The sequence below is a fragment of the Microbacterium paraoxydans genome (genome assembly GCF_020524545.1).
GTDB lineage: Bacteria > Actinomycetota > Actinomycetes > Actinomycetales > Microbacteriaceae > Microbacterium > Microbacterium paraoxydans_C.
The window spans coordinates 893146-914154 of record NZ_JAIVLG010000001.1 but is presented as its reverse complement, the minus strand read 5'-3'; the positions used below and the strand labels follow the sequence as shown (position 1 = coordinate 914154).

General features: G+C 68.5%; 22 protein-coding genes and 1 tRNA gene. 8 read left to right on the top strand and 15 right to left on the bottom strand.

Translation table 11 applies throughout. The features are described from left to right. The first annotated feature begins 111 nt into the window (after positions 1 to 111). Positions 112 to 1977 (top strand): S9 family peptidase, encoded by a 1866-nt coding sequence (locus tag LC041_RS04510; RefSeq protein WP_226531745.1) that lies wholly within the window; start codon positions 112 to 114, stop codon positions 1975 to 1977. A gap of 10 nt (positions 1978 to 1987) precedes the next feature. On the opposite strand, the gene smpB is transcribed toward LC041_RS04510, so the two are convergent. The 3 genes from smpB to ftsE form a co-directional block, all read right to left on the bottom strand. Then, positions 1988 to 2464, bottom strand: coding sequence for an SsrA-binding protein SmpB (gene smpB / locus LC041_RS04505; RefSeq protein ID WP_226531744.1), 477 nt, complete (start codon positions 2462 to 2464; stop codon positions 1988 to 1990). Between the two features lie 63 nt (positions 2465 to 2527). Beyond that, a complete protein-coding gene (ftsX, locus tag LC041_RS04500) occupies positions 2528 to 3442 on the bottom strand; it encodes a permease-like cell division protein FtsX (protein WP_226531743.1) in 915 nt (304 codons plus the stop codon). Further along, positions 3439 to 4557, bottom strand: a complete 1119-nt coding sequence (gene ftsE / locus LC041_RS04495) for a cell division ATP-binding protein FtsE (RefSeq protein WP_226531742.1) — start codon at positions 4555 to 4557, stop codon at positions 3439 to 3441. The genes ftsX and ftsE overlap by 4 nt, the downstream gene beginning before the upstream one ends. Positions 4558 to 4739: 182 nt before the next feature. Here ftsE and LC041_RS04490 point away from each other — a divergent pair, with 182 nt between their 5' ends. Further along, entirely contained in the window at positions 4740 to 5600 is an 861-nt protein-coding gene (locus LC041_RS04490; RefSeq protein WP_226531741.1) for a DUF2510 domain-containing protein, read from the top strand. A 25-nt stretch (positions 5601 to 5625) separates the two neighbouring features. Beyond that, positions 5626 to 6585: a DUF2510 domain-containing protein gene (locus tag LC041_RS04485; protein WP_226531740.1), complete on the top strand. Its 960-nt coding sequence runs from the start codon at positions 5626 to 5628 to the stop codon at positions 6583 to 6585. A 65-nt stretch (positions 6586 to 6650) separates the two neighbouring features. Here LC041_RS04485 and prfB read toward each other — a convergent pair whose 3' ends face one another. Beyond that, a complete protein-coding gene (gene prfB, locus LC041_RS04480) occupies positions 6651 to 7760 on the bottom strand; it encodes a peptide chain release factor 2 (RefSeq protein ID WP_226531739.1) in 1110 nt (369 codons plus the stop codon). A gap of 119 nt (positions 7761 to 7879) precedes the next feature. Here prfB and LC041_RS04475 point away from each other — a divergent pair, with 119 nt between their 5' ends. Next, the gene (locus LC041_RS04475; RefSeq protein ID WP_226531802.1) at positions 7880 to 9130 is read left to right on the top strand and encodes an MFS transporter; all 1251 of its coding nucleotides are present in this window, start codon (positions 7880 to 7882) and stop codon (positions 9128 to 9130) included. Between the two features lie 29 nt (positions 9131 to 9159). On the opposite strand, the gene LC041_RS04470 is transcribed toward LC041_RS04475, so the two are convergent. The 5 genes from LC041_RS04470 to LC041_RS04450 form a co-directional block, all read right to left on the bottom strand. Then, entirely contained in the window at positions 9160 to 9600 is a 441-nt protein-coding gene (locus LC041_RS04470; RefSeq protein WP_226531738.1) for a pilus assembly protein TadG-related protein, read from the bottom strand. Next, positions 9597 to 10052 (bottom strand): TadE family protein, encoded by a 456-nt coding sequence (locus tag LC041_RS04465; protein ID WP_226531737.1) that lies wholly within the window; start codon positions 10050 to 10052, stop codon positions 9597 to 9599. The genes LC041_RS04470 and LC041_RS04465 overlap by 4 nt, the downstream gene beginning before the upstream one ends. Further along, positions 10021 to 10422, bottom strand: coding sequence for a TadE/TadG family type IV pilus assembly protein (locus LC041_RS04460; RefSeq protein WP_226531736.1), 402 nt, complete (start codon positions 10420 to 10422; stop codon positions 10021 to 10023). The genes LC041_RS04465 and LC041_RS04460 overlap by 32 nt, the downstream gene beginning before the upstream one ends. Before the next feature lies 1 nt (position 10423). Next, entirely contained in the window at positions 10424 to 10603 is a 180-nt protein-coding gene (locus LC041_RS04455; RefSeq protein ID WP_226531735.1) for a hypothetical protein, read from the bottom strand. A 92-nt stretch (positions 10604 to 10695) separates the two neighbouring features. Then, positions 10696 to 11154 (bottom strand): GbsR/MarR family transcriptional regulator, encoded by a 459-nt coding sequence (locus tag LC041_RS04450; RefSeq protein WP_226531734.1) that lies wholly within the window; start codon positions 11152 to 11154, stop codon positions 10696 to 10698. 112 nt (positions 11155 to 11266) lie between these two features. Between LC041_RS04450 and LC041_RS04445 the strand changes: the two genes are divergently transcribed. Continuing rightward, positions 11267 to 12412 (top strand): FAD-dependent monooxygenase, encoded by a 1146-nt coding sequence (locus LC041_RS04445; protein WP_226531733.1) that lies wholly within the window; start codon positions 11267 to 11269, stop codon positions 12410 to 12412. A gap of 19 nt (positions 12413 to 12431) precedes the next feature. Here LC041_RS04445 and LC041_RS04440 read toward each other — a convergent pair whose 3' ends face one another. Genes LC041_RS04440 through LC041_RS04430 form a run of 3 tightly spaced genes read right to left on the bottom strand, consistent with a single transcriptional unit; the run spans position 12432 to position 15417 of the window. After that, positions 12432 to 13370, bottom strand: a complete 939-nt coding sequence (locus tag LC041_RS04440) for a type II secretion system F family protein (protein WP_226531732.1) — start codon at positions 13368 to 13370, stop codon at positions 12432 to 12434. Beyond that, a complete protein-coding gene (locus LC041_RS04435) occupies positions 13367 to 14224 on the bottom strand; it encodes a type II secretion system F family protein (protein ID WP_226531731.1) in 858 nt (285 codons plus the stop codon). Before LC041_RS04435 ends, LC041_RS04440 begins: the two co-directional genes overlap by 4 nt. Further along, positions 14221 to 15417, bottom strand: a complete 1197-nt coding sequence (locus LC041_RS04430) for a CpaF family protein (RefSeq protein ID WP_226531730.1) — start codon at positions 15415 to 15417, stop codon at positions 14221 to 14223. The genes LC041_RS04435 and LC041_RS04430 overlap by 4 nt, the downstream gene beginning before the upstream one ends. Positions 15418 to 15555: 138 nt before the next feature. Here LC041_RS04430 and LC041_RS04425 point away from each other — a divergent pair. Then, positions 15556 to 15637, top strand: a tRNA-Leu gene (locus LC041_RS04425). A gap of 94 nt (positions 15638 to 15731) precedes the next feature. Further along, a complete protein-coding gene (locus LC041_RS04420) occupies positions 15732 to 16496 on the top strand; it encodes a DedA family protein (RefSeq protein ID WP_226531729.1) in 765 nt (254 codons plus the stop codon). Positions 16497 to 16531: 35 nt separating this feature from the next. Here the strand turns inward: LC041_RS04420 and ku are convergent, their stop codons facing one another. Beyond that, the gene (gene ku, locus LC041_RS04415; RefSeq protein ID WP_047524296.1) at positions 16532 to 17341 is read right to left on the bottom strand and encodes a non-homologous end joining protein Ku; all 810 of its coding nucleotides are present in this window, start codon (positions 17339 to 17341) and stop codon (positions 16532 to 16534) included. A gap of 58 nt (positions 17342 to 17399) precedes the next feature. Between ku and ligD the strand changes: the two genes are divergently transcribed. Continuing rightward, a complete protein-coding gene (gene ligD, locus LC041_RS04410; RefSeq protein ID WP_226531728.1) occupies positions 17400 to 19358 on the top strand; it encodes a non-homologous end-joining DNA ligase in 1959 nt (652 codons plus the stop codon). Between the two features lie 22 nt (positions 19359 to 19380). Here ligD and LC041_RS04405 read toward each other — a convergent pair whose 3' ends face one another. Further along, positions 19381 to 20301, bottom strand: coding sequence for a cation diffusion facilitator family transporter (locus LC041_RS04405; RefSeq protein WP_226531727.1), 921 nt, complete (start codon positions 20299 to 20301; stop codon positions 19381 to 19383). A gap of 85 nt (positions 20302 to 20386) precedes the next feature. After that, positions 20387 to 20965 carry a dihydrofolate reductase family protein gene (locus tag LC041_RS04400; RefSeq protein ID WP_226531726.1) on the bottom strand — a complete coding sequence of 193 codons (579 nt, stop codon included), beginning with the start codon at positions 20963 to 20965 and terminating at the stop codon, positions 20387 to 20389. Positions 20966 to 21009: the final 44 nt, after the last annotated feature.

Genomic DNA, 21009 nt, shown 5'->3' with positions numbered 1-21009 from the left:
GCTGTCGCTCCACGCTCCGGACGAACCGGGGCGTTTCCAGAAACCTAGATCACCCCGTCCGGTCGCCGCACGTGTGTGACGCCATGTGTCACCGGCCCATAGGCTCGAAGCATGTCGTCCCCCTACGGTTCCTGGCCGTCGCCCTTCTCCGCCGCTTCCGTCGCGGTGTCATCCCCGCGCATCGACGGTGCGCGTTTCGTGGGATCCGAGATCTGGTGGGGGGAGTCCGTCCCGGCCGAGAAGGGGCGCGTGACAGTGCGGAGTTCCTCCGGCGGCGAGGTCCTTCCCGCCCCCTGGAGCGCGCGCTCGCGGGTGCACGAGTACGGCGGGGGCGCGTGGACGGCCGATGCCAGGGGGACGCTCTACTTCGTCGATGCTGGGGATCAACGCGTGCACCGGCTGATCCCGGGCGCCGAGCCGGTCCCGCTCACTCCGCAGGGAGCATCGCATGGAGGACTGCGGGTCCAGGCCGGACGTCTCCTGGCCGTGCGCGAGGACCTGTCGTCGACCCCGCACACGCGGTCGATCGTCGAGATCCCCGTCGACGGTTCCGCGGCGGACGACGAGAGCGCGATCCGGGTGATCAGACAGAGTGAGGGCTTCGTCGCCCACCCCGCGCTCTCCCCCGACGGGACGCGGATCGCGTGGGTCGAGTGGGACAGCGGCCGCATGCCGTGGGAGGAGGCGCGCGTCCGGATCGTCGCCCTGAGCGGCGGCGACGTGCACACCGTGCCCTCGCGGGCGGCACTGCAGCCGGAATGGATCAGCGACGCGGAGCTGGTGTTCGCCGATGACTCCGCCGGACGCTGGGGGTTGCACCGCGTCACTCTCGACGACGACGTGCCGCTCGGCGAACCCCGCCCGCTCGCGCCCGCGGACGCCGACACGGGCTACGGACTCTGGGTGCTCGGCAACCGTTGGTATCAGCCGCTCGATGACGGACGGCTCGTCGCGGTGCGCACGAACGGCCGTGACCTGGTGGTCGTGATCGATGCGGACGGAGCCGCGCGCCCGATCGATGTCCCCGGCGACGGGCATGTGAGCGTGGACGATGCCGAGGGCAGCCGGGTACTGCTGTCGGGCAACGGTTCGCACGTGACGCCGGGACTGTGGGTCGTCGATGTCGACTCCGGGGAGATCGTCACGGTACGAGGCGGGGAGCCCGTGGACGCACGATGGATGCCTCGCGCGGCGCCGATCGACGTCGATGGCGCCCATGGCGAGGTGCATGCCTTCGCCTATCCCCCCGCGAACCCGGATGCCACGGCACCCGACGACGAGCTCCCGCCGTACATCGTTCTCGTGCACGGAGGCCCGACGGCACACGTCTCCGGCGCCTCCTCCTCGGCGATCGCGTACTACACGAGCCGAGGCATCGGCGTGCTCGATGTGAACTACGGCGGATCCACGGGCTACGGCCGGGCATATCGCGAGCGTCTGGACGGCCGTTGGGGGGTCGTGGACGTCGACGATGTGATCTCCGCCGCCCGCGGTCTCGCCGACGCCGGGCTCGCGGACCCCGCCCGCATCGCCATCCGCGGGGGCTCAGCCGGCGGCTGGACGGTACTGTCGGCGCTGGTGCGCGGCGGCGCGTTCGCCGCGGGGATAAGCCGCTACGGCGTCGCCGATCTGCGGATGCTCGCCGCGGAGACTCACGACTTCGAAGCGTCGTACCTCGACGGACTCGTCGGGCCGCTGCCCGAGTGCGAGCACGTGTACGTCGAGCGTTCACCGCTGACGCACACCGATCGCATCGACGTCCCGGTGCTGCTCCTCCAGGGCGGGGAGGACCGCGTGGTCCCGCCGTCGCAGTCGGAGGCGATCCGCGATGCCCTGGCCGCGCGCGGCGTCGATCACGAGTACGTGCTGTACCCGGGCGAGGGCCACGGTTTCCGCAGCGCCGAAACGATCGTCGACGCCCTCGAGCGCGAACTGGCGTTCCTCGGTCGCGTGTTCGGGTTCGAACCGCGAGGGTGACGTCTGAGCGCTACTCCCCCACGCGGTTGCGCAGGCGCATCGCGCGCTCGGCCTCACGCGTGTCCTGGCGCTCTCGCAGTGTCTGACGCTTGTCGTACTCGCGCTTACCCTTCGCGAGGGCGATCTCGACCTTCGCGCGGCCATCCGAGAAGTAGAGCTTGAGCGGGATGAGCGTATAGCCACCCGCCGAGACCGCGTGGGCGATCTTCGCGATCTCCTCGCGGTGCAGAAGCAGTTTGCGGATGCGCTTGGCGGAGTGATTCGTCCAGTTCCCCTGCGAGTACTCCGGAATGTGCACGGAATCGAGGAAGACCTCGTTCTCCTTGACGAACGCGTACCCGTCGCTGAGGTTCGCACGTCCCTGTCGCAGTGACTTGACCTCGGTGCCGGTGAGCACCATCCCCGCTTCGTACGACTTCTCGATCGTGTAGTCGTGACGTGCGCGACGATTGGTCGCGATGACCTTCTCTCCGCGTTCCCTGGGCATGTTGCTCTCCTGTTGCCGTGATGAGCTCGATCGATCGTTCCGGCCGAGCAGCCTTTCAGGCTATCAGGTACGGAGCCAGCGGCGGATCGCGAAACCGGCGGACAGGGCGGCCAGCACCACGCCGATGCCGATCAGCACGGGCACCACGAACACCGCATCCTGCATCGTCACCCAGGTCGTGATGAAGGGAACCCGACCCCGCAGATAGCCCTCGACACCGAAGTGCATGCCCGCGACGACCGCGGTGCTCGCCAGCGCCGAGCCGAGGAAGGCCGCGAACACGCCCTCCAAGACGAACGGCGTCTGGATGAAACGGTTCGAGGCGCCGACCAGGCGCATGATGCCGATCTCCTTCCGTCGGGCATACGCCGACAGCCGGATGGTCGTGCCGATCAACAGCGTCGCCGCGATGAGCATCAGCACGGCGATGCCGACCGCGATGTAGGTGGCGACGGTGAGCGCCGAGAACAGCGGGTCGAGGTACTGCAGCTGATCCGTGACCTGCTCGACCCCCGCCTGACCGCTGAAGGCCTCGGTGAGGACCTGCGACTGTCCCGGATCCTTCATCGTGACGAAGAACACCTCGAACGCCTGGTCCGGGGTGAGCACGCTCGCCTGCTCCGCACCGAGCTGGTCGACGAGCTTCGCGTAGGTCTCCTCCTTCGTGTCGAAGGTTATGGAGCTGATCAGGGGCGCGAGGGCCTCGCCCTCGAGTTGCGCACGGACCGCGGCGACCTGCTCCTCGCTGGCCGCACCGTCGATGCACGTCTCCGACTCGGAGACCTCCGAGCACATGTAGACCGCAACCTGGGCGCGCTCTGCCCAATAGCCGCGCATGACGCCGATCTGCCCTTGCATCAGGATCGCTGCACCGACGAAGGTCAACGACACGAAGGTCACGAGGACGACGGAGATCACCATCGAGATGTTGCGCCGGAGGCCGCCCAGGGCTTCGGCGAGGATGAGTCCGATTCTCATGAGGTCGGGCCCACTTCCTCGTCGTCCTCGTCGGAGAGGCCGAGGCGATCGGCGACTCCGAGCTCCGCGACATCCACGTTCGGCAGGGTGATCGGATGCGTGCGGGGCCGGTTGACTGCGGGCGGCTCGACCGCGGCAGGCGGCACGACCGCGGCAGGCGGCTCGACGATCCGCGCGGCCCCGTCTGCTTCGGGCGTGAAGACCTGCTCCGGCGGCTCCACGGTCCGAGGAGGCTCGACCATGCCCGCAGACGGCTCAGCTTCGGCGCCTCGGTCCGCGGCCGCGGACCGCTGCGCGGCGAGTTCCTCGGCGAGGGCGGCGCGCACCACCGAGAGATCGGCCGTCTGGCGCTGCACCTCCTGTACCGCGGTGAGGGCGGCTGCGGCTGCGGCGCCGCGCACCTCCTCCGGCACGAGGCGCGGGATGTTCGAGGTGTCCCCGTAGCCACCGTGCACCTCGTCGCGCACCATCTCCCCGTCGCGCAACTCGATCACCCGACGCTGCATCTGGTCGACGAAGGCCGCCTCGTGGGTGGCCATCAGCACGGTCGTCCCTCCCGCGTTGATGCGAGCGAGGAGCTGCATGATGTCGACGGAGGTCGCGGGGTCGAGGTTGCCGGTCGGCTCGTCCGCCAGCAGCACCTGGGGGCGATTCACGAGCGCGCGGGCGATCGCGACACGCTGCTGCTCTCCGCCGGACAGCTCGTGCGGCATGCGCTTCTGCTTGCCGTCGAGACCGACGAGCGCGAGCGCTTCCGGCACGGCCTGCTGGATGAATCCGCGAGAGGATCCGGTGACCTGCAGCGTGAAGGCGACGTTCTGGTACACGGTCTTCGAAGGGAGCAGGCGGAAGTCCTGGAACACCGAGCCGATGTGGCGCCGGAAGTACGGCACCTTGCGGTTGGCAAGCGAGCGGAGATCTCGCCCGAGGACCGCGACACGGCCCGAGGTGGGCACGTCTTCGCGCAGGATGAGGCGCAGACAGGAGGACTTCCCGGACCCCGAGGCGCCCACGAGGAAGACGAACTCCCCGCGCTGCACTTCGAAGTCGACACCGGAGAGGGCGGGCTTCGTCGTGCCTCTGTAGCGTTTGGTGACGTTCTCGAACCGAATCATGGCGATTCGAGCCTAAGCGCGCCCCTCGGACTGGCCGCGAGCGACACCCCGGACGCCGTGTCCCGGTGCGGAAGGGGTGGGGACTTCTCCCCACCTCCGAGCCTCACCTCGGGCACCGCCCACTGCTATACATGAAGGGGTCGCCGCACCAGAGAGCGATCGCACTTCATCGAGGGGGAATCATGAGCACGACACCAGCGGGATGGTACGACGACGGCTCCGGACGCCAGCGCTGGTGGGACGGCCAGCAGTGGACAGAGCACTTCGCTCCCGAGGCCGCCACTCCGTCGGAGCCCGAGGCGTCTGCGACCGAGGCTCCCGCCGTCGCGGGTCAGGAGTACGGCGCCCCGGCTCAGCCGGCCGCCGGTTACCCGGGTTCGGCCCCGTCCTCCCCCGGTGACTACGCGACGACGACCTCGGCGTACCCTGCCGCTTCACCGTATGCTCAGCCCGGCCAGGACGCTCCCCGGAAGATCTCGGTCCTCGGACTCGTCGGTCTCGGCCTGTCTGCCATCGGAACGATCCTCGCCTTCTTCCCCCTGATCGGGTTCGTCGGCTTCATCCTGCTCGGCGCCGGCTTCATCGTCTCGCTCATCTCGTTGTTCCTGAAGGGCAAGAAGTGGCCAGGCATCGCCGGCCTGATCCTCGCCGTCGTCGGCACGATCATCGCCGTCGTGATGTTCTTCGTGTTCGTCTTCGCCGTCGCGCAGACAGCGAGCCAAGAGCTCGACAACCTCCCCAGCGCGTTCCCCTCGAGCGAGGCGACCGACCCGGGCGAGAGCGACGGCGTTGACGACGGCACCCGCCCGACGGTTCAGGAGCTCGAGGCCGGCATCGGCGCGATCATCGAGTCGTCGGGTGCCGAGGGCTACACGCCCGAGCAGGTCACCTGCTTCGCGACGGAGTTCGAGGCATCCGACCTCGACAATGAAACGTTGCGCATCATCGCCTCTGGCGACGACGCCACGTTCAGCGACGCCGACGCGGCCCTCGCCTTCACCGAGACGTTCACCGACGCGCTGCCGGTGTGCCTGCTCCCGTGACCCGGATGCCGAACGAGAACTCCCGATGACAACACCTGCCGGCTGGTACGACGACGGTTCGGGGAACCAGCGATGGTGGGACGGACAGCAATGGACCGAGCATGTCGTGGCAGCTCCGCCGCGACCCCCCGAAACCGCGGCGGAGACGTCGGCGGCCGACGCGACGGAGCCTGCTCCGTTTGCTCCGCCCTACATGATGGCGTCCGCGGAACCGACCCCCGCTTCCGTTCCGCCCGCGAACGCATATCCGGGCGCCACCGGCGTCACCGGCGATCCGTGGCCCGGCGCATCCACCCCGCCGGCCGCGACGGGGACGCCGGTCCTCGGGATCATCGGTCTGGTGACGGTGGTCGTCGGCATCATCGGCGCCTGCATCCCCGTCATCGCGCTTGCCGGTTGGAGTCTCCTCACCATCGGCTTCGTCCTGTCGCTCGTGTCGCTGTTCCTGCGGGGCCGGAAGTGGCCGGGCATCACCGGGATGGTGGTCGCGGCGATCGGCGCGATCCTCGCGGTCGCCGTGTCGCTCGTCCTGCTGGGAGTCGCAGCCGCAGGGGCCGGTGCTCCGGACGGTCGCCCCGCGACGGACGACGGCTCTGGCGCGGTCGAGGGTGCCGAGATGGTGAGCTTCGACGATCTCCAGGTGGGCGACTGCCTGCCGTTCGTCGACTACACCGGCGAGGAGGGGAACATCTACGAGCTCCCCGTGGTGCCCTGCGTCGACCCCCACACGGACGAGGTGTTCTTCATCTACGACGTCGATGGCGAGCAGTTCCCCGGTGACGGCGCACTGCAGGACCAGGCATGGGACGGCTGTCTGTCGGAGTTCGAGGCCTACGTGGGCACGTCCTACATGGATTCGGTGCTCGACTATTACACGTACCAGCCGACGGAGTCGTCCTGGGTGCGTGGCGGCGACCGGACCGTGCACTGCATCCTCTACAGCTATGAGGACGTGACCGGCTCCCTGAAGGGCGCCGCGTACTGACACCGCAGACTGTCGCTGAGAGGGGAAGAAGGGCCCCGGATCACTCCGGGGCCCTTCTTCCCATCTCAGTCCTCGATCTTGCGCTTGCGCCAGCGGATGCCCGCCGAGATGAAGTCATCGAGATCGCCGTCGAACACGGCGGCCGGGTTTCCGGACTCCTGACCGGTGCGGAGGTCCTTCACCAGCTGCTGTCCGTAGAGGAAGTAGGAGCGCATCTGGTCGCCCCAGCTCGCGGTGATGTTGCCGGCGAGTTCCTTCTTCTTCGCGGCTTCCTGTTCCTTCTGGAGCAGCAGGAGCCGGGTCTGCAGCACGCGCATGGCGGCTGCTCTGTTCTGGATCTGCGACTTCTCGTTCTGCATCGACACGACGATGCCGGTCGGAAGGTGGGTGAGGCGCACGGCGGAGTCGGTCGTGTTGACGGACTGCCCGCCGGGGCCGGACGAGCGGAAGACGTCGACGCGGATATCGCTCTCGGGGATGTCGACCTCGGTCGCCTCCTCCATGAGCGGGATGACCTCGACCGCGGCGAACGACGTCTGGCGCTTGTCGGCGGATCCGAAGGGGCTGATGCGCGCGAGACGGTGCGTGCCGGCCTCGACCGAGATGGTTCCGAAGGCGTAGGGCGCATCGATCTCGAAGGTGGCGGACTTGATGCCCGCGCCTTCCGCGTAGGAGGTGTCCATCACCTTGACGGGATACTTGTGCCGTTCCGCCCAGCGCAGATACATACGCATCAGCATCTCGGCGAAATCGGTGGCGTCGTCGCCACCCGCGCCGGAGCGGATCGTGATGATCGCTGCCCGGTCGTCGTACTCTCCGTCGAGGAGCGTCTGCACCTCGAGCTGGTTGACCAGGTCGGTGAGGGCCGCGAGCTCGGCGCGCGCCTCCTGCGCCGAATCCTCATCGCCCATCTCGTTGGCGAGGTCGACGAGCACCTCGAGGTCGTCGAGGCGCTGGGCGATGCCGGTGATGCGGGCGAGCTCGGACTGACGGTGGCTGAGGGCGCTGGTCACCTTCTGCGCGTTGTCGGTGTCGTCCCAGAGGTCGGGGGCACCGGCCTCTTCGCTGAGACGCGCGATGTCGTCGCGGAGACGGGAGACATCGACGACCTCGCTGATGTCGCCGAAGGTGTGCCTGAGCGCCTGGATTTCGGCGGAGAGATCTAGTTCGAGCATGACACCTCAGCCTAACGTGCCGCCTGACCGCGCGGGGACCGTCGCGAGAAGCACCGTCCCGCGGGGAGTAGCGTGAGGGCGTGAGCAGTGCATCAACGGTCCTTCGGCAGTTCGGACCGATGGTGTATCTGCCGACGGTCCTCTTCGCGCTCGGCGAGGGTGCCGTGATCCCGCTCATCCCGGTGCTGGCGGCCGCGATGGGTGCCGATGTGGCCATCGCGGCCCTCGTGGCCTCCGCGCTCGTCATCGGTCAGCTCTGCGGAAATCTCCCCGCAGGCTGGGCGGTCGGTCGGATCGGCGAGCGATTCACGATGGTGATCGCCGGCGTGATCGCGATCCTGGCGGCTGTCGGCATGGTCTTCGCCCCGACGCTCGGCATCCTGACAGCCTCGGTCTTCGTGCTGGGCCTGTGCGCCGCGGCCTTCGGGCTCGCCCGTCACGCCTTCATGACCACCAGGGTGCCGGTCGCCTTCCGTGCGCGCTCCCTCTCTCTGCTCGGTGGCAGCTTCCGCCTCGGCATCTTCATCGGCCCGTTCGTGGCGGCGGGGCTTCTGCAGCTCTTCGGCACCGAGAGCGCCGCGATCTGGTTCTTCCTGGGCTGCCTGGTGGTGATGGTGGTTCTCGTGCTCTTCGGCCCCGACCCGGAGAAGACGATTCCGCCCGCGCCGCTCACCCCCGCCGAGCGCTACCTGGAGGACTCCGGCGAGGCGGTGAGCGGATCCATCCCCACCGTCGAGCGCACGGGGATCTTCCAGACCATGTGGCGGCAGCGGGCGGTACTCGGCCGTCTGGGACTCGCCGCGGCCTCGCTGTCGGCCGTTCGCTCCGCGCGACAGGTCGTCCTCCCGCTGTGGGGGCTCTCCCTGGGGTTGGATGCGTCGACGATCGCGCTCGTGGTCGGCGTGTCCGGGGCCATCGACTTCGCGCTCTTCTACGCCAGCGGCCAGGTGATGGACCGATTCGGACGACTGTGGGCTGCGATGCCCGCCATGGTGCTCATGGGCGCCGGCTTCCTCGCGCTGTCGTTCACCCACGATCTCGATGCGGCGGTGCTGTGGTTCGGGATGTTCGCCGCGGTGCTCGGCGTCGGAAACGGCCTTTCGAGCGGGATCCTGCTCACGCTCGGCGCCGATGTCGCCCCGAAACGCGAACCCGCAGCCTTCCTCGGATCCTGGCGCACACTCACCGATGCCGGGGGCGCGATCGCGCCACTGCTGGTATCGGCGATCACCGCTGTCTCGGCGCTCCCCTTCGCCGCGGCGGCGATGGGCGTCGTCGGCCTCGTCGGGGCAGCCGGATTCCTGCGCTGGATCCCGAAGTTCATACCGAGACCGCGGGCGGAGACCGACGCGGAGCCGGACGAAGGGTGAGTCCGGGAGATCGCTCATGGTCATGGGCGTCACCACAGGGCCGTCCGACTCGTGGCCGTGGACTCCAGACGCACGCCATCCGGAACGAAGGGCGACAACAACGGTGGACGCCAGTCGACGCCGACCGTCACCCGCGCCGACACCCCGTCGGGTGTTCCCGCCGCGACGAGGGTCGTCTCCCCTGACAGAGACCCGACCATGGCCGCAGCCTGCTCCTCTACCCCGACGTCGGTCAGCTCGGCGCGGACGCCGCCTGCCGTCACCGCCAGGGTGAAACCGTCGGCCCCGGCGAGCGCTGCCGAATCGGCGAGGGCGTCCAGCCGTTTCTGCGTGATGTAGAGGTCCGTCGCGCAGACGCAGACGTAGATCACCACGAGTGCGAGGAGCACGTAGCCGAGCGCCATCAGGAGGACGCTGCCCTCGTCCTGACCGGGAGCCGCGGCGATGGCTGACCGGTCGGCTCGCGTCATCCCGCACCCCACAGCCGGGACACCTTCTGCACCGACGCGGCCTGTACAGGGACGGCGGTGGAGCGGTCGAGGCCGAAGAGCTCCGGCGCCAGGGGCAACGGCACCCTCGTGCTGACGGTGACCGAGACAGTCGCACCCGACGACGGGCAGTCGACGCCCGACGGAATGCACGTCAACGCCACGTCCACCGCGTCGGCATCGAGCCCGTACTCGTCGATCACTCCGCGGAGGACGGCATCGCCGCGTTCGGCGGCGGTTGCGGCGTCCGGAGCCCGTGCGATGACGCGCGCCATGTGTCGTGCCGCCGCTTCCGCACCGAGGGACTGCTCCTGGATGCCGCCGAGCGCGATCACGAGGTAGATCATCGGCACCAGGAGGATGACGCCGACCGCGATGAACTCGAGCGCCGCCGATCCGTCGTCATCGATCGCCGAACGTTTCCACGGGCGCATGGGCCTCCACCTCCATCGCGAACGGGATTCCGATCAGGCCGAGCAGCGGGAAGGTCGACCGCACACGCACGTCGACGGTTTCCTCGTCCCGGAGCCCCGAGGTGCCGATCCGGATGTCCTCCGCATACCCGGCGCCGATGGCACGGGTGATGACCTCGCGCGTGCGCTCGACTCCCTCGGCCGGAGTCGTGTCGGCGAGAGCCGCGTGATACGCGCCTTCGACCGCTGCATCGTGGACGACGTTTCGCACATAGACGGCGAGCGCGAGTTGGAGGACGGCGAGCGTCAGCGCCGTGAGCAGCGTTCCCACCAGGAGGAACTCCACCGCGCTCGACCCGCGCTCATCCGCGAACCGCGGCCCCTCCGCCATGTCAGAGTCCCGACACTCGTTGGATCGCCTGTTCGAACAGCGAGGTCAGCGCAGGACCCGCGACCGCCCAGATCAGCACCACCAGCCCGGCGGTCATCAACGTCACGAGCACCCAGCCCGGGACGTCACCGGATTCATCGGCCGACAGAGCGCGGAAGAACGCGCGCAGGTGTGTGATCATACGGTCAGTCTGCCCGGGGAGAGATCTCGCGCGCGGAAGTTATCCACAGCCCGCCTCATGCACGCCTTCTGCGCCTCCCGGCCCGCTTCGCGTCAGCCGTTCTGCTCCTGCCAGCGGTGCAGCAGAGCGGGGATCTCACCCCGCAGGAAGTCGTAGAACGCGTGCATCTGCGCGAGACGCTGATGCGCCGGATCCTCGTCCCCCGTGACGGCGACGCCCTCCGACGCGACCTGGAGCATGGCGTCGATGATCGTGTTCTGGCCCGTGAAGAGCGTCGCCCACGCATCGTCACGAAGCCGGAAGTGCTCACGACGGCTCCCGGGAGCGGGCAGACGTTCGATGAGCCCCACCGAGAGAAGCGACTTGATCGCGCTGGAGACCGCACCCGCGCTGGCATCCAGCCGCTCGACGATCTCACCTGCCGTGACCGTCTCCTGGTCGGTGAACAGGAAGACGGCGAGCGTGCGCGCCGCCATCCGCTGCATCCCACCCTCGGTCAACGTCAGCGCCAGCCGTTCGGCGGTCTGCCACTGCGCGTGCCTGTCGGTCATCTCGCCCTCCGCGCAAACCATATCAAACATCATGACTGTTCACTAATTACTGAAACTCCGATAGTGTCGGAATCTGTCGCTACGACCCGCACACCGAGAAAGGACCTCCTCAATGCGCGCACTCATCATCGGAGCCGGCATCGCCGGCCTCGCTGCCGCCCTCCGCCTGCACCAGGCCGGGTGGGAGACTCTCATCGTCGAACGCGCTCCCGCACGACGAGGCGGTGGCTACGCCGTGACGTTCGGCGGCATCGGGTATGACGCCGCCGAGCGGATCGGCATCCTGGCAGACCTCCAGGCCCGCTCGTTCGACACCACCGAGCTGAGCTATCACAGAGGCGATGGGTCTCGCCTGTTCGCTCTCGATCGCGCCACGATCGCTGCCACCACCGGCGCACGCTCACTGACGATCCTCCGAGGCGACCTGGAATCGGTCCTGTATGAAAGGGTCCGGGATCACACGACGATCCGCTTCGGCACGACGCTCACCTCGGTCGAGCAGGACGGCCGGGAGGTCCGCATTGCGCTGACCGACGGCACGGTGGAGACGGCGGATCTGCTGGTCGGCGCCGACGGCCTGCACTCGTCCACCCGCTCCCTGCTGTTCGGACCGGAAGACGAGTTCCTCGTGGACCTCGAACACAAGATCGCCGTGTCCATGCTCGAGCGGCGGCCCGCGTCAATCGCGCCCGGCGCCACCGGCACGCACTCGTCGCGTGGTCGTACCGCCGCCGTCATCAGTGCCGGCGACGGTCGCAACGTCGCCTTCTTCGGCTACCGCGCCGATCACGCGCGCCCGGGCGCCGAGGTGAAGGCCGAGCTGAAGCGCATCTACGGCGATCTCGGTTGGGTCATCCCGGAGGTACTCACCGGCCTCCAGGAAGCCGACTCCGTCTACTTCGACACCGTCAGTCAGGTGGTGGTGCCGTCCTGGAGCAAGGGCCGCGTGGTGCTTCTCGGCGACTCCGCCTGGTGCGTCACACTGTTCGCCGGCTACGGCTCCTCTCTCGCCGTGGGCGGCGCAGACCGGCTCGTCACAGAACTCTCGGCCAGACCGGACGACATCCCGGCCGCGCTGCAGGCGTGGGAAGCGGCCATCCGCCCCGAGGCCGAACGCAAGCAGAGGCTCGGGCGACGCGTCAAGGGGATCTACGCCCCCGCCCACCCCGTGACCCTCTGGCTGAGCATGCTGCCCCTCCGTCTCGCGTCCTTCCCTCTGGTCCGCCGCTACATGTCCCGCCGCTACATCAAAGGGTGAGCCCCCCGCGGCGAGGCCATCAGCCGATGCCGAGCCGCAGGATGAACAAGCCCGGATACACGGCGAACAACACCGACAACGGAAGGATGAGGAAGACGAGCGGGAAGAGCATCAGGATCTCCTTGCGCCCCGCCTGCTCGATGAGCGTGCGCTTCGCGTCCTCGCGCGCATCGCCGGCCTGCGCGTGCAGCACCGCCGCCAGCGGCGCTCCGTGCTCGAGACCCGCGATCACCTGGTCGACGGCACGCGAGAGCCCGGGCAGCTGCAGACGTCCCGCCATCTCGCTCAGAGCATCGGCCAGCGGCGACCCCGTTCCGACCGCGAGGACGATCTGGCGGAGTTCGGCGGTCAGCTCTCCGGTGCCGACTGCTGCGACACGACGGAGGGCGTCGAGGAACCCTTCGCCGGCGGCAAGACACAGCGCCAGAAACTCCAGCGTCGTCGGGAGCTCATCGGCGAGGCGCACCCGCCGCGCCCTGGCCCGCGCGGAGAGCTGTAGGTCGTAGACGACGGCGGAGATCGCGCCGAACAGCACCGGCAGCACACTCGTGGGCACCGACATCCGCCCTGTCAGTGCGAGGAGGATGACGACGACGGCACCTGCCCCGATCCCTGCGAGCGTCCAGCCCAATTGTTTGCCACGGAACACGGACGACTCGACCGCCATCCCGGCCTGGGAGAGGCGCTGCCGAAGCGCGGCTCCCCCTCCCAGCAGACGTTCGAAACCGTTTCGGACGACATCCCAGAGCGTTCGCGAACTGGCCGGGAGCATTCCCGTCGAAGGCAGTACATCTCGAGGCAGTCGCTCATCGGTCACGACGTCGCGGACATACGGCGCGATACGGACGATCAGAGACGCCGCCCGCCACCGCGGAAGCACGAACAGGATGCTCAGCACCCCGCCAGAGAAGGTGCCACCGACCAGCACCGCGACCGCGATGACCGAGACCTCCCTCACCCGAACCACCGCCGCGGTTCGGGAAGCCGGCCGATGCGGACCATGATCCGGAAGGCGGCGAACGAGATCGCGGCGCCGACGCAGATGACCAGAACCCCTTCGGGGGTGCCGTAGGCGGAAGCCCCCTCGGGTCGCATGACGAGCAACCCGAGGATGATCCACGGCGCCACGGCCCCGAGAATCGCGGCTCCACGGATCCACGACTGCCGCGCCTCGACTTCACCGCGAAGCGCGGCATCTGCACGGACCGACGCCGACAACGCGCGGAGCACGCTGATCAACTCGGTACCGCCGACCTGACGAGCCATACGCAGAGTCTCGGCGATCCGGTCGCCGATGGGATCGGCGAGAGACGACTTCAGCCGGTCGAGGCTCGTCTCGAACCTGCCGCTCGCCTGCAGATCTCGGGCGAACACGACGAAGGCGGGGCGGAGCATCGACGGCGCGGACTCGGCCAGGCTCGCCACCGCATCGGGGAGCGAGAGTCCGACACGGATCGAGGCGATCAGGAGGTCGCAGATGTCCGGCCAGAGCTGTCGACGCACTCGAAGCAGTCGAAGCCGACGGCCGCGCAGGAACAGGATCGGCGCAGCGGCCCCCGCGGCTCCGGCCAGCAGAGCGAGCACGGGAAGCCCGCTCAGGAGCCAGGCCGAGGACGCGGCCAGCATCCCCGCGGCCACGGTCACCGCGATGAGCACGCGCGGCACGAGTGCCACGAGACCGGCCTCCTCGATCAAGCGTGCGAGTCGCCCGTCGCGCCCGGTCGGCCGCGCACTCGCACGTTGCGGCCACATCCACGGCGAGACGCACAGGAGCGTACCGGCGGCGAGCACGGCCCCGAGGAACAACGTCACGAGTGCCGCCCGATCCGGTGCACGTGCCGGCTGCCGCCGTCGGCGCTGCCCTCGGTCATCGCGCGGTCGAGATAAACACCGACCGTGCAGATGCGGCCCTCGACGATCTCTCCGGTGGGCGCGACGACCTCCTGCACGAAGCGTCGGCCCGAGCGATCGCGCACGCAATGGACGACGAGATCCACCGACGTCGCGATCGCCGGAGCGATGAATCCGCGATCGATGTTGCGACCTGCCAGGAGCGGCAGCATGCTGAGCTTCTCGAGTGCCTCCGCCGCGGAGTTCGCATGGACGGTGCATGCTCCCGGCACGCCGGTGTTGAGAGCGAGCACGAGGTCGAGCGCCTCGGCATCGCGCACCTCGCCCACCACCAGGCGGTCGGGCCGCATCCGCAGCGCTTCCTTCACCAATCGACGCAGGGTGATCTCGCCGGTACCCTCCAGGCTCGACTGGCGCCCCTGCAAGGCGACCAGGTCGGGACCCTCGACCGCGAGCTCGAAAGTCTCCTCCACGGTGACGATGCGCTGCGACTCGGCGCATGACGCCAGCAGCGCACCGAGCACCGTGGTTTTGCCCGCGTGGGTCGCTCCGGAGACGATCACGGTGCGCCCCTCCTCCATCGCCGCCCGCAGGCGTTCCGCCACCGCCGCAGGCATCATCCCCTGAGCCGTCAAGGCCTCGAGCGAGCGGTACCTCGGGAGGAACTTCCGGATGTTGATCGCCCACGACCCACGCACGACGTCAGCGATCGCGACATGCAGACGAGAGCCGTCCGGCATCGAGGCGTCGACGAAAGGCTGACTGATGTCGACCCGGCGCCCGGTGGCCTGCAGCATCCGCTCGACGAGGTCGCGCACCGTCGTGTCACTGAGACGCAATCCCGTCCGCTCCGCCACCCCGTCGCGCGCGACATGCACGTGACCGGTGCCGTTGAGCCAGATCTCCTCGATCTCGGGATCGTCCAGCAAAGGTTGCAGCGGTCCGAACCCGCTGAGCGACGCCAGCACATCTCGGACGCAGGCGGCTTCGTCTTCGATGAGGCCGCCGCCGCGCGCGAGAGCGACATCATCGTGACGACGGACCTCGGCACGGGCGATGCGCCGTGCGGCGTCGGGGTCGATCGTCGGGTCCACCCCTTCCGTTCGCAGGCGACGCCGCACCTGCTCGGTGACCAGGGCAGAGGGATGACTCACCCCGGCATCCTCGCAACAATCCGACCCCCGCGTCGGAGTTATCCACAAGCACTCCGACGCCCCCACCGCTTCGAGGTGCGGCGAACTGCGGGCCGATGCTCAGACAGGGGGTTTCGCCGGTCAGTAGACTGATTCCGCGCGGGAGTGGTGGAATTGGCAGACACGCAGGATTTAGGTTCCTGTGCCCCAGGGCGTGTGGGTTCAAGTCCCACCTTCCGCACGAGAGACGTGGGTGCCGTCGCGAGACCGCCCTGTCGCTCCGCTCTGCCGCCGACAACTCACGACCGACGGGAATCCCGCCAGTGCTCGAATCCATGTTGCACGCTCCCACCGCCCTCATCCCCTGGCTCGACCCCCAGACGATCATCGGTGCGGCGGGTCCCTGGGCGCTGCTGGTCGTGTGCTTCATCGTCTTCGCGGAGACGGGCCTGCTGGTCGGATTCCTCCTCCCCGGCGACACCCTGCTCATCATCGCCGGGCTCCTGACGCACACCAGCAACGTCTTCGGCGTGAACATCTGGGTCGTCTCTCTCCTCATCGCCCTCTCGGCCTTCATCGGCGGCGAGGTCGGCTACCTGATCGGCCACAAGGGCGGACCGGCGGTGTTCGAGCGCAAGGAGTCGGGCCTCTTCAGCAAGAAGAACGTCGAGCGCACGAACGCGTTCTTCGAACGCTTCGGAGGTCTCACGGTCATCCTCGCCCGGTTCGTCCCCATCGTGCGCACCTTCGCGCCGGTCGCAGCCGGTGTCGGGCACATGCCGTGGCGTCGCTACTCGCTGTACAACTTCATCGGCGCCATGATCTGGGGCTTCGGGCTCACGATGGTCGGCTACCTCATTGCCTACATCCCTTGGGTGCGCGACCTCGTGGTCGAGTACATCGACGTGATCCTCCTCGCTGCGGTCGGCGGCACCGCCCTCGTCACGCTCTGGCACTACCTCTCGGAGCGCCACAAGGCGAAGAAGGCCGCGGCTGCCGGCGAAGACGTCGTGACCGACGCGGAAGAGGCACAGGACCTCGTCCTGGATGCCGACGTGTTCGACCGCGCCCCCGACCTGGACGGCGACGGCAAGCACTGATCCTGAGATCGTGCGCCGAGCTCTCGGCGCACGACCTAGCCCGCGTTCTTCGCGCGCTCCTCCTTCGTGCGCGCGACGCTGGCGCGGAGCGCCTCCATGAGGTCGATGACCTCGCCACCCTCAGCGGCCTTCTCGGCCTCACCGAACGTCTCTGCGACGTCGAACGTGTCGCCCGCCTCGATCTTGGCGTCGATGAGGGTGCGGAGTTCCTTCTGGTACTCGTCGACGAAGTCCTCGGGATCGAAGTCGGCCGAATAGCTGTCGACGAGCGATGCCGACAGTTCGAGCTCCTTCTTCGAGATCCGCACGTCCTCATCCAGTGCGGGGAACTCCGCCTCGCGCACCTCATCCGCCCACAGCAGGGTCTGCAGCACGAGCACCTTGCCCCGGACCCGCAGCGCGGCGAGCCTCGTCTTCTGCCGCAGGGTGAAGCGCACGATCGCAGTGCGATCGGTCTGCTCCAGGGTCTTGCGCAGCAGCACATACGCCTTCGGGGACTTCGAGTCCGGCTCGAGGTAGTACGGCTTGTCGAGGGTGAGCAGGTCGACCTGGTCGGACGGCACGAACTCGACGACGTCGATCTCCCGGCTCTTCTCCGCCGGCAGCGCGGCCAAATCGTCCTTGGTCAGCACCACCGTCTGTCCGTCGTCGACGTAGGCGCGATCGATATCGGCATAGGCCACCGTCTCGCCGCACACCTCGCAGGTGCGCTGATACCGAATGCGGCCGCCGTCCTTCTCGTGCACCTGATGCAGCGGCACATCGTGGTCCTCGGTGGCGGAGTACACCTTCACCGGCACGTTCACGAGCCCGAACGTCAGCGCGCCCTTCCAGATCGTCCTCATGACACCAGTGAACACCAGTCGAAGCCGTCGCGACCAGTCCCTTGACTACGCTTGCTGCATGGTCGGACCAGGGCAGATCGTGCAGGTGGACGGCCGCCGTCTGCGCGTGACCAACCTCGACAAGGTCGTCTACCCCGACACCGGCACGACCAAGGGCGAGGTCATCGCCTACTACAGCGCGATCGCCCCGCTCCTGCTGCCCCTCCTCGATGGACGCCCGGTCACGCGCAAGCGCTGGGTCGAAGGCGTCGGAACGAAGGACGCTCCTGCCGATGCGTTCTTCACGAAGCAGCTCGAGCCGGGGGCTCCGGCCTGGATCCGCCGGCAGGCGATCCAGCACTCGGACGGCCCGAAGGAGTATCCGCTCGTCGAGGACGTACCGACGCTGGTGTGGCTCGCTCAGGTCGCCGCGATCGAACTGCACGTGCCGCAGTGGCGCTTCGCTCCGGATGGGACCCCGGGACGTCCGGATCGCCTGGTGCTCGACCTGGACCCGGGCCCCGGGGTCGGACTCGCACAGTGCGCCGAGGTCGCCCGCCTCGCCCGCGCCGTCCTGACGGGCATGGGGCTCGATCCGCTCCCTGTCACGAGCGGAAGCAAAGGCCTGCACCTGTACGCGGCGCTTCCCGGCGAACAGACGAGCGACGAGGTCTCAGCCGTCGTGAAGGAGCTCGCCCGCCTGATCGAGAACGACCGTCCCGATCTGGCCACGAGCGTCATGTCGAAGGCCGTGCGGGGCGGGAGGGTCTTCCTGGACTGGAGCCAGAACAACGGCAAGAAGACGACCATCTCGCCGTACTCGCTGCGAGGGCGGGCGCAGCCGTGGGTCGCGGCGCCGCGCACCTGGGATGAGCTCGATGATCCGAACCTCGCGCAGCTCGACCTCGACGAGGTGCTCGCCCGCGCGGCCGCAGGGATCGATCCCCTCGCCGGGCTCCGCCCACAGAATGCCCCCTCGTCGCCCCCATCTGCCGAGCCCCGCCGACCTCGTCATCCGCGCGGTGCGTCGGCTCGTTCGGTGGGCGCCACGACCGCGCCCCTCGCCCCGATGCTCGCCGAGAACGGCACCGCCGGGGTCGCGCGGACGCTGAGTGCCCCTTCCTGGGTCGAGGTGAAGTGGGACGGCATCCGGGCGATGGGCACCTGGGCCGACGGACGGATGCGCCTGCACGCGCGTCGCGGCACTGACATCACGAGCCGCTATCCGGAGCTCACCGCCGACGGGGCCCCGTTCCTGCCCGCTGCGGACGCGATCGTTGACGGGGAGATCGTGGCGTTCGACGCCCACGGACGCCCGAGTTTCTCCCTGCTGCAGAACCGGATGCATCTAACGCGTCCGCGCGAGATCGAGCGGGAGGTGGTCCGCACCCCGATCGTCTACATGCTCTTCGACCTGCTGCGCCTCGACGGGCACGACCTCACGGGAATGCCGCTGCGTGAGCGCCGCTCCCTGCTCGACGACGTCGTCGCGGGCCTCGACGCCCCCCTGCGGATCCCTCCGGTCTTCGACGACGTCGATGCGGCCCTCGCCGCCAGCAGGGAGTTCGGACTCGAGGGCGTCGTGGTGAAGGATCCGCAGTCCCGTTATCGGCCGGGCCAGCGCAGTCCGTCCTGGCTGAAGCTCAAACACACTCGCATGCAGGAAGCCGTGATCGTCGGGATCCGACCGGGCAAGGGCGACCGCGAGAGCACGCTCGGGTCACTTCTGCTCGCGGTGCCCGACAGGGCCGACGGCCGAGACGGATCAGCGCCGCTGCGCTACGTCGGGAGGGTGGGCACCGGGTTCACCGAGCGCATCCTCCGCGATCTGCTCGCGCGCCTCGACCCGTTGCGCCGTGAAACACCACCCCTCGATGGCGTGCCCGCGCCTGATGCGTTCGACGCGCTGTGGGTGCAACCCGAGCTCGTAGGCGAAGTCGAGTTCGCCAACTGGACCCCCGACGGAGTGCTCCGACACGCACGGTGGAGAGGGCTGCGGCCCGACAAGGAGCCGGACGACATCGTCGTGGAGCGCTGACCCTCGCCCGCACCAGGAGCGCTCAGGCGTGGCGAGGCTCGCAGTCCGACTGCTCAGCCGGCTCGATCTGGAACGTCGAGTGCTCGACGTCGAAGTGATCGGCCAGGCACGCCTGCATGTCCGAGAGGAGCCGCGTCGACCTCCCGTCGGCGAACAGCTGCGGCTCGACGCTGACGTGTGCAGTGAACACCGGCGCGCCTCTCGTCAGCTGCCACACGTGCACGTCGTGCACGCCGACCACGCCGTCGTAGCCCAGCAGGTGGGAACGGATATCGCTGACGGCCGTTCCCTTCGGTGCCGATTCGGCGAGGACCGAGAACACCTCGCGCAGGAGTGCGATCGCCCGTGGGATGATCATCGCCGCGATGAACAGCGACGCGATCGCGTCCGCCGGCATCCAGCCGGTCAGGAGGATGACGACGGCGGCGACGATGACGGCTGCAGAACCGATCAGATCCCCCATCACCTCGAGATAGGCGCCGCGCACGTTGATGCTCGTGCGCTGCGCGCGGCTGAGCAACCACATCGAGGCGGCATTCGCCATCAGACCGACGACGGCGACCACGAGCATGAGTCCGCCGGCGACCTCGACCTCCCCAGGATTCAGCAGGCGGCCGATTCCCTCGATCGCCACCCACGTGGCCAGAGCGATCAGGATCACCGCATTGATCAGCGCACCGAACACCTCGGCGCGCTGATACCCGAAGGTCCGCCGATCATCGGCAGGTCGCGCCGCCACGGTCGCCGCGATGAGCGCGATCACGAGCGCGGAGGCATCCGTGAACATGTGGGCGGCGTCGGCGAGGAGGGCGAGCGAACCGGTCAGGATCGCACCGACGACCTGCACGACCATCACACTCGCCGTGAGCGTCAGCGAGATCGCCAGGAGGCGTCGGCTGCCGGCCGAGCGGATGCCGCCGGCCGCGGGTGCGTGATCGTGCATGCCCCCAGGCTAGACCGGGAATCACGGTCGGAAGGCATGTTCTCCCTAGTCGGGAAAGGTAACGAGAACCACTCTCATCGGCGGCTCACCGATCCGTTCGGGAGTACGTCAGGACCGCACAGCCGTTGTCGAAGCTCTGCACTCCCTCCAGATCGAACGACTTTGGCGCGAACGCGAATCGGGCCATCGGGATCCCGTCTCCCGCGATCACCGGATACTTCTTGACGATGAGGCGGTCGATCTCGTCGATCAGCGCTCCGGCGAGCGCAGCGCCTCCGGCGAGATAGATCCCCAGCCCCTCCTCGGCCTTCAGCTGCCGCACGCGAGCGAGCGGGTCGGAGCGCACGACCTCGACGTTCGGATCTGCGGGATCGGCGAGTGTTCGGCTGAACACGATGGTGCGCAGATGCGCGTACGGGTCGGTCACACCCACCTGCAACGCCGGCTCATAGGTCCGGCGCCCCATGACGACCGTGTCGAACCGTGTCACGGGAGCATCGGCGCCTCCGCGCCCCGCGCGGGCGAAGGTCGGTTGCAGATCAGCGAACTCCGTGCCGAGCGACTCGGCGAACGCCTCGGTGACGGGATAGAAGCCGACCTCGTCCGCAGGGCCCGCGATGAAGCCGTCGAGGGACACGCCGATGTAGTAGGTCAGTGCACGCATGCCTTCACAATAACCACTACAAAAGGAGTACGTCAATCGTAGTG

Excerpts from the sequence above, each read along its gene's own strand:
- LC041_RS04510 (WP_226531745.1), top strand. The coding sequence starts at position 112 with ATGTCGTCCCCCTACGGTTCCTGGCCGTCGCCCTTCTCCGCCGCTTCC.
- smpB (WP_226531744.1), bottom strand. The coding sequence starts at position 2,464 with ATGCCCAGGGAACGCGGAGAGAAGGTCATCGCGACCAATCGTCGCGCA.
- ftsX (WP_226531743.1), bottom strand. The coding sequence starts at position 3,442 with ATGAGAATCGGACTCATCCTCGCCGAAGCCCTGGGCGGCCTCCGGCGC.
- ftsE (WP_226531742.1), bottom strand. The coding sequence starts at position 4,557 with ATGATTCGGTTCGAGAACGTCACCAAACGCTACAGAGGCACGACGAAG.
- LC041_RS04490 (WP_226531741.1), top strand. The coding sequence starts at position 4,740 with ATGAGCACGACACCAGCGGGATGGTACGACGACGGCTCCGGACGCCAG.
- LC041_RS04485 (WP_226531740.1), top strand. The coding sequence starts at position 5,626 with ATGACAACACCTGCCGGCTGGTACGACGACGGTTCGGGGAACCAGCGA.
- prfB (WP_226531739.1), bottom strand. The coding sequence starts at position 7,760 with ATGCTCGAACTAGATCTCTCCGCCGAAATCCAGGCGCTCAGGCACACC.
- LC041_RS04475 (WP_226531802.1), top strand. The coding sequence starts at position 7,880 with ATGGTGTATCTGCCGACGGTCCTCTTCGCGCTCGGCGAGGGTGCCGTG.
- LC041_RS04470 (WP_226531738.1), bottom strand. The coding sequence starts at position 9,600 with ATGACGCGAGCCGACCGGTCAGCCATCGCCGCGGCTCCCGGTCAGGAC.
- LC041_RS04465 (WP_226531737.1), bottom strand. The coding sequence starts at position 10,052 with ATGCGCCCGTGGAAACGTTCGGCGATCGATGACGACGGATCGGCGGCG.
- LC041_RS04460 (WP_226531736.1), bottom strand. The coding sequence starts at position 10,422 with ATGGCGGAGGGGCCGCGGTTCGCGGATGAGCGCGGGTCGAGCGCGGTG.
- LC041_RS04455 (WP_226531735.1), bottom strand. The coding sequence starts at position 10,603 with ATGATCACACACCTGCGCGCGTTCTTCCGCGCTCTGTCGGCCGATGAA.
- LC041_RS04450 (WP_226531734.1), bottom strand. The coding sequence starts at position 11,154 with ATGACCGACAGGCACGCGCAGTGGCAGACCGCCGAACGGCTGGCGCTG.
- LC041_RS04445 (WP_226531733.1), top strand. The coding sequence starts at position 11,267 with ATGCGCGCACTCATCATCGGAGCCGGCATCGCCGGCCTCGCTGCCGCC.
- LC041_RS04420 (WP_226531729.1), top strand. The coding sequence starts at position 15,732 with ATGTTGCACGCTCCCACCGCCCTCATCCCCTGGCTCGACCCCCAGACG.
- ku (WP_047524296.1), bottom strand. The coding sequence starts at position 17,341 with ATGAGGACGATCTGGAAGGGCGCGCTGACGTTCGGGCTCGTGAACGTG.
- ligD (WP_226531728.1), top strand. The coding sequence starts at position 17,400 with ATGGTCGGACCAGGGCAGATCGTGCAGGTGGACGGCCGCCGTCTGCGC.
- LC041_RS04405 (WP_226531727.1), bottom strand. The coding sequence starts at position 20,301 with ATGCACGATCACGCACCCGCGGCCGGCGGCATCCGCTCGGCCGGCAGC.
- LC041_RS04400 (WP_226531726.1), bottom strand. The coding sequence starts at position 20,965 with ATGCGTGCACTGACCTACTACATCGGCGTGTCCCTCGACGGCTTCATC.